Origin of the sequence: Micromonospora sp. LOL_023 (genome assembly GCF_048060115.1) — a bacterium.
Classification (GTDB): Bacteria; Actinomycetota; Actinomycetes; order Mycobacteriales; family Micromonosporaceae; genus Micromonospora_E.
On sequence record NZ_JBHMIM010000027.1, the window covers coordinates 41,804 to 56,001 of the forward strand.

Genomic DNA, 14,198 nt, shown 5'->3' on the forward strand with positions numbered 1-14,198 from the left:
GGTCAGTCTCCGTCTCCGTCTCGGTCACCGGCGGTCACCGGCCGCAGCGAGGTGCCGGCCGTGCTGGTCCGGGGGCAGGCCGACCGGTGCGCCGGATCCGTTCCCACCGCCAGCAGCATCGGCTGCTCATGCACACACTCCGCGGCGGCGATCGGACACCGGGGTGCGAACGCGCAACCGGACGCGTCGTCCGGTCCGGTGCCGGAGCGTCCCGGCATGGTGCGGAACCGGGTGCCGGGTGCCGCGCCGGGCCGCGGCACGGCATCGAGTAGACCCCGGGTGTACGGATGCCCGGGTTGCCGTATCACGGCGTCGAGCGGTCCGTACTCGACGATCCGGCCGCTGTACATGACGGCAACGACGTCGGCCAGCCGGGTGACCACCGCCAGGTCGTGACTGACCACGACCATGGCCATCTGCAGCTCGTCGCGGAGCTGTCCGAGCAGGTCGAGCAGCCGCGCCTGGACGGTGACGTCGAGCGCGGAGGTCGGTTCGTCGGCGACGAGCAGCTCCGGCTCGCCCGCGATCGCGATGGCGATCTGCGCCCGTTGCCGCATCCCGCCGGAGAGCTGGTGAGGGTACTGGCCGGCGACCGCCGCCGGGTCGGGCAGACCCGCCATACGCAGCAGGTCCTCGCTGATCCGGCGGACCGTCGCCCGCCGGCCCCGGCTGCCCGCGTTGCGGACCGCCTCGTCGACGTGCGAGCCAATGCAGCGCAGCGGATCGAACGCGGCGAAAGTGTCCTGGAAGACCACCCCCACCCGACGGCCGTTGACCTGGCGGCTTCGCCGAAGGGAAAGTCCGATCAGTTCACCTGCCGTGGCTCCGGTGCGCAGCCGCGCGGAACCGGTGACCAGCGCACCCGGGTCCAGCAGCCCGAAGGGCGCCAACGCGGAGGTGGTCTTGCCGCTGCCGGACTCGCCGACGATCGCCAGGGTCTCGCCACGGCGTACCGCGTAGGAGACGTCGGCGACGGCGCGCCGGATGCCGCCGTCGCGGGGATAGGCCACAGACAGGTCGCGTACCCGCAGCAGTACGTCGTTGTCGTCGGGCGTCCCCGACGTGCCGGCGACCGCGGCCGCCGTGCTGCCGGTCGCCGGCCGCCCGGAGCGCGGCACCTGCGGCCGGGTCGGAAGGAGCCAACGCAGGACCGACGGGCGCTCGTCACCGACCGCCAGCCGTTCGCCGAGCAGGTTGCTCGCGAACACGACGGCGGTGATCGCGATGCCGGGCGGGTAGGCCAGCCACCAGGCCGAGGCCAGGTAGGGGCGGCCTTCGACGAGCAGCTGGCCCCACTCCGCCTGCGGTGGTGGGATGCCGAGGCCGAGGAAGCTCAGCGTGGCGACGCCGAGCACGATGGACCCGACGTCGGTGCTGGCGTAGACCAGGCATGGGGCGAGGGCGGGCGGCAGCAGATGACGACCGATGACGCGCACCGGGCCGGCACCGAGCAGCCGTAGCGCGTCCAGGTGCGGGCTGGCCCGCAGGCCCGCGACGCGGGCGCGGGCGATCCGCGCGTACGGGGCCCACGCCCACAGCGACATCGCGACGACGAGATTCTCCACACCGGGGCCGCGTACGCCGATGACCGCCAGCGCCACCAGCATTCCCGGCAGCGCGACGGCCATGTCGACGACCCGGGCGACGACCCGGTCGACCCAGCCCCCCAGGTATCCGGCTACGGTGCCGGCGAGCACCCCGACGGTCACCGAGACCGCCAGGACCGTCGCGGTGACGGCAAGTGAGATTCGTGCGCCGTACAGGAGCCGGCTGAGCTGGTCGCGGCCGAGCTGATCGGTGCCGAGCAGATGGTCCGCCGATGGTGGTAGCAGGCTAGCCGCCAGATCGTTGGCCGCCGGGTCGGCCGGTGCCAGCACCGGTGCCAGCAGCCCCACGACCGCGAACCCGGCCAACGGCAGGCCGACCAGCGCCGTCCGTACCGGCGCGGGGATCTTCCGCCTACCGCCTCCGGCCGTCATCCGGTCTCCGACCGGGACCGGGGATCGATGAGGACCTGCGCGACGTCGGCGAGCCGGTTGGCCAGGATGAAGCCTCCGCCGAGCACGAGCGCGCTGGCCTGCAGGGCAGGGACGTCCCGGGCAGCGGCCGCGTGGACGAAGTACGCCCCGAGTCCTGGCCAGCCGAAGATCTGCTCCACCACGACCGTGCCGACCAGCAGACCGCCGACGATCACCCCGGAGACGGACAGGATCGGCCCGGCCGCGTTCGGCAGCCCGTCGCGGAGCACGATCGAGATCGGCCCGCTGCCCCGGGCCAACGCCGCCAGGACGTAGGGCCGATCGATCGCTTCCCGTAACGTGACCGCCACCACCCGACTGAGCACACCAGCCGCCGGCAGCCCGAGCACCGCCATCGGCATCACCCAGGTGGCGGGACCGGCCATGCCGGACGTCGGCACCAGCTGCCACCGTAGGGCCAGCAGCAGAACCAGGAGGTAGCTCAGCCAGAATGCCGGCACCGACGTCGCCAGCAGGGCCCCGATCCGCAGGACGCCGCGTAGCGGTCCCCGCCCGGCCACCGCCCCGGCGATGCCGGCGGCCATCCCCACAACGACGGCCACCACGACCGAGCCCGCCACCAATCCGGCCGTCACGGCCAACCGGTCGGCGATCTCGGGGCCGATCGGCAGGTTCGTCCGCAGTGACAGTCCGAAGTCGCCGGTGCTCGCGTCGGTGAGCCAGCGTATGTACCGCACCGGTGCGGGGGCGTCCAGCCCCAGCTCGGACCGGACGGCCTCGACCTGCTCCGGCGTCGCCGGTCGGCCGGCCCGGCTGGCTGCCAGCAGTGCGGCGGCGTCGCCGCGAGCCAGCAGCGCCAGCGCGAACGTTCCGGCTGACAGTGCGAGCAGCACACCGACAGTGTCGATGGTCCACCGCAGGAGGTGGTCACCGACGGACCGTGGCCGCCCGGGAGCGCTCACCCGACGGTGACTCCGCCCAGTTCGAGATCCACGTCGGTGGGCGGCACCCCGAAGCCGTTGACCTCGTCGCGTACCGCCCACAGCCGCGGCCGGTACATCAACGGGACGAACCCGGTGTCGGCGGCAACGGTTTCGTAGAGGTTTCGGTAGGCCTCGGCGCGGGCGGCGGGGTCGGGGGCGAGCAAGGCCTTGTCAACCAGGTCCTCGGTGGTCGGCGTCACCCACAGCGGTGCCCGGGCCCCGTCGGTGAACAGGGACACGATCGAACTGGACGGGTCGTACGGGGCGCCGAGCGTTTCGAAGAAGGTCAGGTCGTACCGGCCCTCGGCTCGCTCGTCGTAGTAGGCGGCGGCGTCGACCGGAACAAGTTCCACTCCGATTCCCACCTCCTGCAGGGCAGCGGCGATCGCGGCGGCCATGGTGCGCGGATCGAGCTGCCCCTCGGCCGGTTTGGCCGGGATGAGCAGCCGCAGGGACAGCGGCTCCCCGTCGCGGGTCCGGATCTCCCCGTCGCGGAGGTAACCGGCGGCGTCGAGCACCTGTTCTGCGGCGGCCCGATCAAACTCGACCGGCAGGTCCGTCCCGGAGTTCGGCACGTTCGGTGGGAACACCCGGCGGGCCGGCTCCGCGTGGCCAAGGAACAACGCCGTCGCCAGCGCCTCGGTGTCGATCGCCCGGCTGACGGCCTCCCGGACCGCTCGGTCGCCGGCGGGACCGTCGGGGTTGAACCCGAGCAGGATCGAGACGTCCGCCGTGCCGGTGAGCAGCCGTACGCCGGCCCGCTCGCCCAACGACTGCGCCTCCACCGGCGTGATCGGGGCCAGGTAGGCGCCGCCGATCAGATCGATCTCCCCGTTGGTGAGCGCGTCGACGCGGGCCTGCGAATCCGGGATCACCTTGAACTCGAGCCGCTCCAGACTCGGCTTCGGCCCCCAGTAGTCGTCGTTGCGCTCCAACACGGTGCCGGTGGCGCCGTTGGACACCAGCTTCCACGCCCCGGTACCCACCGGGTCCTGGAAGGTGCCGTCGGCGTCGGCGGACTCCGGGCTGAGCAGCCGGACAGGACGGACGATCGACAACTCCTGTAGCAGCGGCTCGTACGGTTCGGACAGGGTGAGCACGACGGTGTCCGGATCCGGGGCGTCCACAGCGGAGACGACCTGCGAGGCCCGGAAGAACGAGAAGCGTTCGTTGCCCACCCACCGGTCGAAGTTCCACTTGACGGCTGTGGCGTCGACCGGCGTCCCGTCGGTGAAGTGCACGTCGTCGCGTAGGTCGAAACTCACCTGCCGTCCGTCCGGTGCCACCGTCCAGGCCTCGGCCAGGCCCGGCTCCAGTTGCCCGTCCTCGCCGTAGCTGACCAGCGGCTCGTAGATGGCGTCGAGGAGCAGGAAGTTGCCGGTGAACGCGTGCGGGTCCAGTGCGCCCGACTCGGTGCCCAACCCGATCCGCAACGTCGTCGAGGCGGCGCCACCACCGGAGTCCGCGCTGCAGGCTGTGGTGAGTCCGAACGACGCGGCGAGGACGGCGGCAAGCATGCGGGGTCGCGGCACGGAGCACTCCAGATAGGCGGCAGTCAATAATATGTCCCGGGGTCCGATAGGAGTAGTCGGTGCAACGGCATCGCTGGTTCCCGGCACAACCGTTTCGATGTCGCGGATCGGCGGCGCGCGCCGGACCCGGGTTGCCGGATTCTACGGTCGCAGGTGGAGCGACGAGCTGGCGCTACGGGCGCGGGCCGGGGGTGACGAGCCGGCGTACTGCGGTGGTCACGCTGGCCCGGCGCGCGGCCACCGACGTCGGTGCCGGATCGTCGTAGGCCCGGGCGACGGCGAGGACGACGGCGAGCAGTTCGGCGGGCGGGAGCGTGTCGTCGACCAGGCCGGCGGCCTGGGCCTCGGCCAGGGCGGCCAGTTTGCGTCGGGTCGAGTGGTGGTTCTGCTCCATCTGGGCGAGCTCGCCGGGGCGTTCGAGGGTGTGCCACTGCAGCAGTCGGAGCAGGTCCGGGTGCGTGACGCCGAAGTCGAACATCGCGGTGGCGTAGCCGGGTATGTCGTCTGCGTCGAACGGCACCGCTTCCATGAAGCGCTCCAGGTGGGTGGCGAGGGTGGTGTCGAAGAGCCGTTCCTTGCTGCCGAAGTACGCGTAGATCAGCTGCTTGTTGGCGCCGGCGCGCTCGGCCACCCGGTCGACCCGGGCGCCGGCCAGGCCGTGGGCGGCGAACTCGACGGTGGCGGCGTCGAGGATCCGGTGCTTGGTGGCAGTGGAGTCGCGGACCATACCGCCAGCCTACCCAAAACCAACTGGTTGGTTGACAACTGTGCGGGTAGCGCGGATGATGTAACCATCTGGTTGGTTACTAAAGGAGAGATCATGAGCGACAAGGTCGCCGTCGTCACCGGCGCCTCCTCCGGCATTGGCGAGGCCACCGCGCGCAAACTGCGCGCCATCGGCTACCGCGTCTACGCCGTCGCTCGCCGGCTCGACCGGATCACCCCGCTGGCCGACATCGGTATCCGGCCTGTCCAGGCCGACGTCACCGACGACGCCGCGCTGGTCAGCCTCGTCGAGCAGGTACTGGCCGAATCCGGCCGGATCGACGTGCTGGTCAACAACGCCGGCTACGGCTCGTACGGCGCGGTCGAGGAGGTGCCGATGGACGAGGCCCGCCGCCAGTTCGACGTCAACGTGTTCGGTCTGGCCCGGCTGGCGCAACTGGTGCTGCCACAGATGCGCCGGCAGGGCAGCGGGCGCATCGTCAACATCTCGTCGATCGGTGGGAAAATCCACGAGCCGCTCGGCGGCTGGTACCACGCCACCAAGTTCGCCGTCGAAGGACTCAGCGACTCGATGCGGATGGAACTCGCCCCGCTCGGCATCGACGTGGTCGTCATCCAGCCCGGTGCGATCGCCACCGAGTGGTCCGCCATCGCCGGCCAGCACCTCCTCGCCACCTCAGGGCGCGGCCCGTACGCCGATCAGGCGGCCCGTGGCGCGGCGATCTTCGCCGTCGAGGACAGCCCGGCGTCGCCGCCCTCGGTGGTCGCCGACGCTGTCGCCAAGGCGGTCCGTGCCCGCCGGCCACGGACCCGCTACGTCGTCGGGCGTGGCGCGAAGGTGATTCTGGCGGCCCGGCGGATGCTGCCCGACCGTGGCTTCGACTGGTTCATGCGCACCATGCTGCGTACCGTGGCCCACGCCGCCGCCAGAAAGGACACCAGTCAGGACCGGCTTGCTGGCAACCGCGCCTGAATCGCGCAACTGCAAGGAACACTGTCGACGCTTCCGGTGCGACGATCACCGGATGAGTTTCGTTGTGCCCGTCGACCGCTGGACCCTCGCCCGGACGGCGTTGAATGTCCTCACTGACCGATTCCAGTCACTGCTGACAGTCGACAGTCAGCCGAAGGCGATGGCGACCCGCGACTGGACGGTGTCCGACACCGCCGCGCACGTGGTGAGCATCGCGATGCTGTATGTCACCCTCGTCGAGGGCGACGAGCCGCCGCAGCGCTGTCGAGGTGTGCGCGCCCGGGTCGGGCGTGCTCGGCGGTTGCGCGGTCGAGGTTGGCGCGGAGCTGGTGGGCGGTCGGCCCGGTCGCGGTGACCAGCGCCGCCGGGCCACCGGCCAGCGGCAGCAGCGCCGCACCCGGCCCCAGCGGGGTTGCCGTCGGGGCCCCACCGTCGGCCCAGTCGGGCCGGACCATCAGCACCGAACCGGTCGCCTTCGCCCCGGCGAGCACCGCCGGCCCGGCCCAGCCGGCGGCGCGCGGCCCCACCGCCAGGTCGGTGCGCAGCAGGGTCCGGCCGGCGTACCGCACGAGCGTGTCGATCCGGGCGTCGCCGGGTGCCTCGCCGGCCCGGCCGCAGACCAGCTCCTCGCGCCAGACCATGGACGCGCCGTCGGCCAGCTCCACCACCGACCGGGAGACGTGATCGCAGCCGGTGGCGGCGATCAGCGGCTCCGGCAGCCAACGCAGTTCGCCGCCGGCCGCGACCCGGACCCGCATCTGCAGCACCGACCGTCCGCCGCCGGCTCCGGGCAGCGCCAGCGACGCCGCGACCGTACGCAGACACACCCGCGCCCCCGGCCCGACCTCGACGTCCAGCCGCAGGTCATCCCCGCCGAGTGGGCCGGCCGCCGCCCCGACCAGATGCACCTGGACCTCGCCGGCGGCGGCTGCCGGGCCGGTGCGGCGCAGCACCAGCGGCGGCTCGCCGCGCAGGCAGACCAGCCGGGTACGCCCGGTGGCGTCGACCTCGGCGACCAGGCGGGCGTGGGCCCGCATCAGCCGGCAACCTCCGCCGGGGTCTGGGCGCGGGCCCGCAGCAGCCCCCGGATCCAGTCCGCCACCGGTGTCGCCATCCGGTCCTGCACCAGCGACAGGAACACCGTCGGTAGCTCGCCCCGGCGGGCGGCGGCGTCGCGTTGCATCACCGACAGGTCGGCGTTGACCAGCGGTGCCAGGTCCGTTTTGTTGATCACCAGGAGGTCGGCGGTGCTGACTCCGGGGCCGCCCTTGCGCGGCACCTTGTCGCCGCCGGCGACGTCGACCACGAAGATCTGCTGGTCGACCAGGCCCCGGCTGAACGTGGCGGTCAGGTTGTCACCGCCGCTTTCCACCAGCACCAGATCGAGGGTGCCCAACTGCTCGGACAGATCCTCGATCGCGTCGAGATTGGCGGAGATGTCGTCGCGGATCGCGGTGTGCGGGCAGCAGCCGGTCTCCACCGCCCGGACCCGTTCGGCCGGCAGCACCCCGTTGCGCAGCAGGAAGTCGGCGTCCTCGGTGGTGTAGATGTCGTTGGTGACCACGGCGAGCCGCAGCTCGTCGGCGAGTGCCCGGCACAACGCGGCGACCAGCGCGGTCTTGCCGGACCCGACCGGTCCGCCGATGCCGATGCGCAGCGCGGGGGAGCCGCCGGGCACCCTCGGCGGGTGCGGGTCGACCCCCGGCTCCGGGTGGGTGTGCGGCGGCTCGCCTTCGTCGTGCAGGTGCGGGACGGTCCCGCCAGCATGCGCGTGCGGGTCGGCGGCACCGCCGGTGGCGTGGACGTGTGGTTCAGGACGCAAAGAGACGCACCTCCCAGGTGGCGTGGTGTTCGGCGTCGACCTCGGGGACCGGTGCCGACCCGGCGGGCAGGTCGTCGACCGGCCAGTCGGCCATCGTCGCCGCCTCGGCGGCGACCGCGTCGATCTGTGGGGCCAGCCGGGCCAGCAGCCCGTGCACCGCGTACGGGTCGAGCCCGAGCAGGCGCACGGCGGCGCTGGCCGGCCCGGTGACCGCGCCGTACGCGGCGGCCAGGGCTGCGTCGGCCGGGCCGAGCCCGGCGGCGGCGGCCACCGCGCCGAGCGCGACCGGCTGGTGTCGCTCCCGTCGGCCGTCGGCCGGCATCGACCAGATGCCACGGCCGGCGCGCAGCAGCGCCCGGCCCTGGGTCCGCGACGCGCGGCGCAGCGCGGGGGAGGGGGTACGGGCGTCGAGCCCGTCGTCGAGCGCGTCCAGCCTGGCCGGGGCGTCGCCAGGGGCAGCGTCGGACGCCGTCGTGCCTGCCGCCGCGGCCGCGAACGCGGCGGCGGTGCGCCCGCCGGTGGCCAGCCGCCCGGTCAGGAACCCGGCGAGTGCGTCCAGGTCGCCGACCCGGCCGGCCACCACCGCCGCCTCCAGCCCGGCCGAGTGGGCGTGCCCGCCGGACGGCAGCCGGCCGTCGGCGAGCACCAGCAGGGTGGCGAGCCCACTCACGGGTTACCGGTCATCACAAGTCGACTGGTCATCAGAACAGGAAGTACCGCTGCGCCATCGGTAGCTCGGTGGCCGGTGCCGGCTCCACCACCTCACCGTCGATGCGCACGGTGAACGTGTCCGCGTCGATCTCGATGCGCGGCATGGCGTCGTTGAGCGGCATGTCGGCCTTGCCTCGCCGCCGGGTGTCGGCGACCGGGACGAGCCGGCGGCGGATGCCGAGCCGGTCGCCGAGCAGCGCGTCGATCGCCGCCGGTGCGACGAATGCCAGGCTGGTTGCGGCCGGCACGGTGCCGTAGGCGCCGAACATCGGCCTCGGCAGCATCGGCTGCGGGGTCGGGATCGAGGCGTTCGCGTCGCCCATCTGCGCCCACGCGATCATGCCGCCCTTGATCACCAGGTGTGGCCGTACGCCGAAGAAGACCGGATCCCACAGCACCAGGTCGGCCAGCTTGCCCGGCTCCACCGAGCCGACCTCGCCCTCGACGCCGTGCGCCACCGCCGGGCAGATCGTGTACTTGGCGACATACCGCCGGGCCCGGTTGTTGTCGGCTGGGCCGTCGCCGGGCAGCGACCCACGTCGCGCCTTCATCACATGCGCGGTCTGCCAGGTCCGCATGATCACCTCGCCGACCCGGCCCATCGCCTGCGAGTCCGAACCGATCATCGAGATCGCACCGAGGTCGTGCAGGATGTCCTCACCGGCCATCGTGCTGGGGCGGATCCGGCTCTCGGCGAACGCCAGATCCTCCGGCACGCTCGGGTTGAGATGGTGGCAGACCATCAGCATGTCGAGGTGCTCGTCGAGGGTGTTGACGGTGTGTGGCCGGGTCGGGTTGGTCGACGACGGCAGCACGTTCGGCTCGGCCGCCACCCGCATGATGTCCGGCGCGTGCCCGCCGCCGGCCCCTTCGGTGTGGTACGCGTGGATCGACCGGCCGGCGATCGCCGCCAGGGTCGACTCCACGTACCCGGCCTCGTTGAGGGTGTCGGTGTGGATCGCGACCTGCACGCCGGAGGCGTCAGCCACCCGCAGGCAGGCGTCGATCGCCGCCGGGGTGGTGCCCCAGTCCTCGTGCAGCTTGAATCCGCCGGCGCCGCCGCGCAGCTGCTCCCACATCGAGTCTTCACTGACCGTGTTGCCCTTGCCGAGCAGCAGCACGTTGACCGGCCACGGATCGAGCGCGGCGAGCATCATGCCCAGATGCCACGGGCCGGGGGTGACGGTGGTGGCCTTGGTGCCCTCGGCCGGCCCGGTGCCGCCACCCATGATCGTGGTGACGCCGCTGGCCAGTGCGGTTTCCAGGATCTGCGGGCAGATCAGGTGGACGTGACTGTCGATCGCCCCGGCGGTGAGGATCTTGCCGTTGCCGGCGATGATCTCAGTGGCCGGGCCGATGACCAGATCGGGGTGCACGCCGTCCATGGTGTCCGGGTTGCCGGCCTTGCCGAGGGCCACGATCCGACCGGCGCGGATGCCGACGTCGGCCTTGACGATGCCCCAGTGGTCCAGCACCACGACGCCGGTGATGACCGTGTCGGGTGCCCCTTCGGCCCGGGTGGCCAGCGACTGGCCCATCGATTCGCGGATCACCTTGCCGCCGCCGAAGACAACCTCGTCGCCGTACGCCGGTCTCCCGTCGGGGCCGGGCGGCGCGCACCGGTCCTCCTCGACCTCGATCAGCAGGTTGGTGTCGGCCAGCCGGATCCGGTCACCGGTGGTCGGCCCGAGCAGGGCGGCATACCGCCGCCGGTCGAGGGTGCTCACGCCGTGCCTCCCGTGTCGTCGGTGCCCACCGCGCCGGTCGGGCCGCGGCCGTCCAACTCGCCGGCGCACTCGCCGCGTAGCCCGGCGACGATCCGCCGGCCGCGCAACGGCACCAGGTCGACCTCGCGGTCCACCCCGGGCTCGAACCGCACCGAGGTGCCGGCCGGCACCGCCAGCCGGTGCCCCCACGCGGCGGACCGGTCGAAGTCCAGCGCCGGGTTGGCCTCGGCGAAGTGGTAGTGCGAACCCACCTGTACCGGCCGGTCACCGGTGTTGACCACCGCCAGGGTCAGCACCGGACGGCCCGGGTTGAGGACGATCGGCCCGTCGCCGGGGATCAGTTCACCGGGAACGACTGTGCCGCCGTCGGCGCCCGACAGCGTGGATGGTGCGCTCAATCTCGCTCCTAGGAGATCGGCTCGTGTACGGTCACCAGCTTGGTCCCGTCGGGGAAGGTGGCCTCCACCTGCACCTCGGGGAGCATCTCCGGCACTCCGTCGAGCACGTCCTCGCGGCCGAGCACGTTGCGCCCGGCCTCCATCAGCTCCGCCACGCTGCGGCCGTCCCGGGCACCTTCCATCAGGAAGGCGGTGATCACCGCGGTCGCCTCCGGGTGGTTGAGCCGGATGCCCCTCTCACGGCGCTTCCAGGCCACGTCCGCTGCGACGTGGATGAGCAGTCGTTCCTGCTCGTGCCGGGTGAGAAACAAAACCGGACCTCCATGAGCGATCGAGACCTGGGTCGTGCCAGATGCTGGCATTCTGACATTTCAATCACGTTACGTACACGTATCCGACTCACTGGGTCGGCGACCCCACCTGCGCAGCTGGTGCAGGGGCGATCACTCGTACAGGGCGGCGTCGACCAGGATCGCCACCCCGTCCGGCAGCTGGCACCGCACCTGGATCTCCAGCTCCTGCATCCCGTCGACGACCGCGCTGAGCGGTTTGGGCTCTTCGGCGGTCGCCTCGTACTGTCCGCCGCCGACTGCCCATGCCAGGCCGCCGTCGCGAGTGCGTTCGCCGACCAGGACCTCGACGTGCATCCGGGCATCCGGTTGGCTCTCGAAATGTGGCCGAACGGACGCCTGGAACGTGTCGAATCGGCCAAGGAGCTGATAGGTGACCTTGCTGACCTTGTCGATGCTCTGGTTGCTCGGGCATTTGATCACGATGGTGCGATCGAATCCGGTGGTCTCCTGTAGCTCCCGTGGAAGTTCCGTCAGATTGGTGGTGCCGGCATGAGCCGGAAGCGCTGAAAGGTATTCGACCCTGGTTGTGGCCGGTGAGTCACCCTGGGGGACGTCGTGCGACGTGACCGCCGGCACCGTCACCGACGGATCGCTCGACGTCGTCGGCGTTGGTGTCGCCTGCTGCCCGACCGGATAGCGCCAGGCGAACACCGCGACGATCACCCCCAGTGCGGTGACCGCCAGGCCGGCCAGCGCCAGCCGTTCGGATACTTTCCGCACCGGCCGGCGCGGTCGATCGGTCTCGTGACCTGCAGATTTGCCATTGTCGGGCATGGTTCGTCCATTGGGGTAGCAGAAAAATGATTGTGGCGGCGTGCCACCATTACTTTACTCGATCAATCAAGTGGATCGGTGACCTTGCCCAGTGTGCCTACATTGGATCGCACACGCGGGCTCGCGGGTCTCCGAGCGATTGTCGTTCGTCCCTGGCCGAGGACATATGGAGGAGCCAGATGTCGATTCCCGGAGATGGCCCGTCGACGATTCCCGGTGCTGGTCGACCGGGCCGACCGGCTGGCAGGCTTCAGCGGTTGGTGGTCGGTGTGTCGATGTTCCTTGCGCTGGCCGCGTTCGTGCTCGCCGCAACGTCGACCGTGATCGCCCTGCGGACGGCGGGCCGGGTCAACGCGATGACCACCCCGGTGGTCCCCACCGCGTCGGCGGCCCCTACACCGACGATCGAGGCCTCCGCGACGCCGGGCGGGCCGGAGTCCACCTCGCCGCCCGACGATGCGCCGTCGGTCAATCCGACCGCACAGCCGACGCTCGACGCGCAGACCCAGTACGCGGTCCACTACCCGCAGCAGCCACTGACGCTGCGGGTATTCGGCAACAACAGCAGCATGCACGCCGACCTGGACGAGCCGCGGGCCGACGTGCCGTCGTCCGAGGCGGACATCACGCTGCGGGCCGGCTACAGCAACGCGCCGGCCAACCTGGTGCTCGGCCGGGACGTACGCGGCAGCAAGGTCGACGGACCAGGGCTCACTCCGCACGACTGCTCGGAACGGATCCGCATCGCCCCGCTCGGTGCCGAGGCGCAGGTGCCGGTCCAGCAAGGTGTGGTGCTCTGCCTCTGGACGAGCCGTGCCGCAGCTGTCAACTCGGGCAGAGCGCAGCTTGTCGTGCAGTTGGAGATCATCGGAGTCTCCCCTGACGGGGAGGTCAGCCTGCGGATGGACGCCTGGAAGATCCCGGGGTGAGGGCCCGCGACGAGGCCATCCGACGTCAGCCCGGATGGCCCCCGTCCGGCTGGGTGCCCTCAGCCGCAGGCGGACCGGGAGCGGTTCGGGCACGCCGGAAGCGGTCGTGCCAGGCCGGCGTTTCCCGTTCGTCGTCGAAGGCGTTGGCGATCACCACGTCGGTCGACGAATGCAGCAGGATCGAGATCACGATGGTCAGGGCGACCAGGTGGAACACCTCGTCGGCGGCGTCGATGCCGGACTTGAGCACGATCAGGCCGTACACCACCGACGCGAAGCCCTTCGGGCCGAACCACATCGCCGCCGCCTGCTCCCGGGGCGCCAACCCGGAGCGGACGAACGCGATCGCCAGCGCCACCGGCCGGGCGACGAAGATGGCCAGCACCGCGAAGACCCATCCCGGCCAGGAGATCTCGCCGAGGAACTCGATCGAGATGAGCGCGCCGAAGACCAGCAGCGCGGCCAACTTCAGCAGCTCGGAGACGCTTTCGCCGAAGTGCGCGAAGGCGGCCCGCTGCCGGGGGCCGAAGGTGGCGATGGTGCTGCCGGCGGCGAACGCGGCCAGGAACAGGTTGCCGTGCGTTGCCTGTCCGAGAGCCAGCACCAGCAGCCCGATCGCCACCCCGTTGAGCGGTGCGTACAGGGCTGACGCAGAGAACCACCGGGTCCGTTCCAGGGCGATCGCCAGTGCGGGGACGGCGACCCCGATGACCAGGCCGACGGCGAGTTCGGTGGCCAGCTCGCCGAGGTGCAGGTCGCCGGAGCCGGTGGCGATCGCCAGGAACAGGATCACGAACGGCAACGCGAGGCCGTCGTTGATCCCGGACTCGACGTTGAGTAGATGCCGCAGCCGGTACGGCACCTTCTCGTTGCCGACCAGCGCGGCGGCGAAGACCGGGTCGGTCGGGGCCAGCACCGCGCCGATCAGCAGCGATTCCGCCCAGCCCAGCCCGGCCACGTAGTGGGCCAGCACCGCGGTGATCAACAGGGTGAGCGGCAGCCCCCAACCCAGCGCCCGACCGGGCAGCCGCCAGGCGGAGCGCAGGTCCTGCCAGCCGACCCGCATCCCGTCGGTGAACAGCACGGCGAACAGCGCCAGCTCGGCGAGGGTGTTGACGATCGACGAGTCGGCCTGCACGTCCAGCACGCCGGTGGTCTGCGGCCCGAGCAGGAAGCCGGCCACCAGGAACAACGCCGCCGTGGACAGGATGGTGCGGTGGGCCAGCGCCGACACCAGCACGGCGAGCAGCAGGACGGCGGCGAAACTCAGCAGCAGCATGTGAACTCCGAA

At 71.6% G+C, this 14,198-nt stretch carries 14 protein-coding genes; 2 read left to right on the forward strand and 12 right to left on the reverse strand.

Annotated features, from left to right (window positions below; translation table 11 throughout):
* Window positions 1–2 precede the first annotated feature (2 nt).
* From ACFHVL_RS16345 to ACFHVL_RS16360, 4 genes are all read right to left on the reverse strand, one after another.
* Window positions 3–1,979: a dipeptide/oligopeptide/nickel ABC transporter permease/ATP-binding protein gene (locus ACFHVL_RS16345; RefSeq protein WP_416628784.1), complete on the reverse strand. Its 1,977-nt coding sequence runs from the start codon at window positions 1,977–1,979 to the stop codon at window positions 3–5.
* The gene (locus ACFHVL_RS16350) at window positions 1,976–3,022 is read right to left on the reverse strand and encodes an ABC transporter permease (protein WP_416628786.1); all 1,047 of its coding nucleotides are present in this window, start codon (window positions 3,020–3,022) and stop codon (window positions 1,976–1,978) included. Before ACFHVL_RS16350 ends, ACFHVL_RS16345 begins: the two co-directional genes overlap by 4 nt.
* Window positions 2,938–4,494 (reverse strand): ABC transporter substrate-binding protein, encoded by a 1,557-nt coding sequence (locus ACFHVL_RS16355; protein ID WP_416628787.1) that lies wholly within the window; start codon window positions 4,492–4,494, stop codon window positions 2,938–2,940. Before ACFHVL_RS16355 ends, ACFHVL_RS16350 begins: the two co-directional genes overlap by 85 nt.
* A 172-nt stretch (window positions 4,495–4,666) precedes the next feature.
* Window positions 4,667–5,221: a TetR/AcrR family transcriptional regulator gene (locus ACFHVL_RS16360; RefSeq protein WP_416628789.1), complete on the reverse strand. Its 555-nt coding sequence runs from the start codon at window positions 5,219–5,221 to the stop codon at window positions 4,667–4,669.
* A gap of 93 nt (window positions 5,222–5,314) precedes the next feature.
* Between ACFHVL_RS16360 and ACFHVL_RS16365 the strand changes: the two genes are divergently transcribed.
* Window positions 5,315–6,193 (forward strand): oxidoreductase, encoded by an 879-nt coding sequence (locus ACFHVL_RS16365; RefSeq protein ID WP_416628791.1) that lies wholly within the window; start codon window positions 5,315–5,317, stop codon window positions 6,191–6,193.
* 227 nt (window positions 6,194–6,420) lie between these two features.
* On the opposite strand, the gene ACFHVL_RS16370 is transcribed toward ACFHVL_RS16365, so the two are convergent.
* From ACFHVL_RS16370 to ACFHVL_RS16400, 7 genes are all read right to left on the reverse strand, one after another.
* Entirely contained in the window at window positions 6,421–7,230 is an 810-nt protein-coding gene (locus ACFHVL_RS16370) for an urease accessory protein UreD (protein ID WP_416628793.1), read from the reverse strand.
* A complete protein-coding gene (ureG, locus tag ACFHVL_RS16375) occupies window positions 7,230–7,937 on the reverse strand; it encodes an urease accessory protein UreG (RefSeq protein WP_416628845.1) in 708 nt (235 codons plus the stop codon). The genes ACFHVL_RS16370 and ureG overlap by 1 nt, the downstream gene beginning before the upstream one ends.
* A 67-nt stretch (window positions 7,938–8,004) precedes the next feature.
* Window positions 8,005–8,685: an urease accessory protein UreF gene (locus ACFHVL_RS16380; RefSeq protein WP_416628794.1), complete on the reverse strand. Its 681-nt coding sequence runs from the start codon at window positions 8,683–8,685 to the stop codon at window positions 8,005–8,007.
* A gap of 31 nt (window positions 8,686–8,716) precedes the next feature.
* The gene (locus ACFHVL_RS16385) at window positions 8,717–10,453 is read right to left on the reverse strand and encodes an urease subunit alpha (RefSeq protein ID WP_416628796.1); all 1,737 of its coding nucleotides are present in this window, start codon (window positions 10,451–10,453) and stop codon (window positions 8,717–8,719) included.
* Window positions 10,450–10,833, reverse strand: a complete 384-nt coding sequence (locus tag ACFHVL_RS16390; protein WP_416628846.1) for an urease subunit beta — start codon at window positions 10,831–10,833, stop codon at window positions 10,450–10,452. The genes ACFHVL_RS16385 and ACFHVL_RS16390 overlap by 4 nt, the downstream gene beginning before the upstream one ends.
* Before the next feature lie 26 nt (window positions 10,834–10,859).
* Window positions 10,860–11,162 (reverse strand): urease subunit gamma, encoded by a 303-nt coding sequence (locus ACFHVL_RS16395; RefSeq protein WP_326554098.1) that lies wholly within the window; start codon window positions 11,160–11,162, stop codon window positions 10,860–10,862.
* A 132-nt stretch (window positions 11,163–11,294) separates the two neighbouring features.
* The gene (locus ACFHVL_RS16400; protein WP_416628797.1) at window positions 11,295–11,924 is read right to left on the reverse strand and encodes a hypothetical protein; all 630 of its coding nucleotides are present in this window, start codon (window positions 11,922–11,924) and stop codon (window positions 11,295–11,297) included.
* Between the two features lie 323 nt (window positions 11,925–12,247).
* Here ACFHVL_RS16400 and ACFHVL_RS16405 point away from each other — a divergent pair, with 323 nt between their 5' ends.
* Window positions 12,248–12,907 carry a hypothetical protein gene (locus ACFHVL_RS16405; RefSeq protein WP_416628798.1) on the forward strand — a complete coding sequence of 220 codons (660 nt, stop codon included), beginning with the start codon at window positions 12,248–12,250 and terminating at the stop codon, window positions 12,905–12,907.
* Between the two features lie 25 nt (window positions 12,908–12,932).
* Here the strand turns inward: ACFHVL_RS16405 and ACFHVL_RS16410 are convergent, their stop codons facing one another.
* The gene (locus tag ACFHVL_RS16410; protein ID WP_416628799.1) at window positions 12,933–14,186 is read right to left on the reverse strand and encodes a cation:proton antiporter; all 1,254 of its coding nucleotides are present in this window, start codon (window positions 14,184–14,186) and stop codon (window positions 12,933–12,935) included.
* Window positions 14,187–14,198: the final 12 nt, after the last annotated feature.

What these genes read in the sequence shown, in the direction of transcription:
- ACFHVL_RS16345 (WP_416628784.1), bottom strand. Translation starts at nt 1,979, where the DNA reads ATGACGGCCGGAGGCGGTAGGCGGAAGATCCCCGCGCCGGTACGGACG.
- ACFHVL_RS16370 (WP_416628793.1), bottom strand. Translation starts at nt 7,230, where the DNA reads ATGCGGGCCCACGCCCGCCTGGTCGCCGAGGTCGACGCCACCGGGCGT.
- ACFHVL_RS16360 (WP_416628789.1), bottom strand. Translation starts at nt 5,221, where the DNA reads ATGGTCCGCGACTCCACTGCCACCAAGCACCGGATCCTCGACGCCGCC.
- ACFHVL_RS16410 (WP_416628799.1), bottom strand. Translation starts at nt 14,186, where the DNA reads ATGCTGCTGCTGAGTTTCGCCGCCGTCCTGCTGCTCGCCGTGCTGGTG.
- ACFHVL_RS16365 (WP_416628791.1), top strand. Translation starts at nt 5,315, where the DNA reads ATGAGCGACAAGGTCGCCGTCGTCACCGGCGCCTCCTCCGGCATTGGC.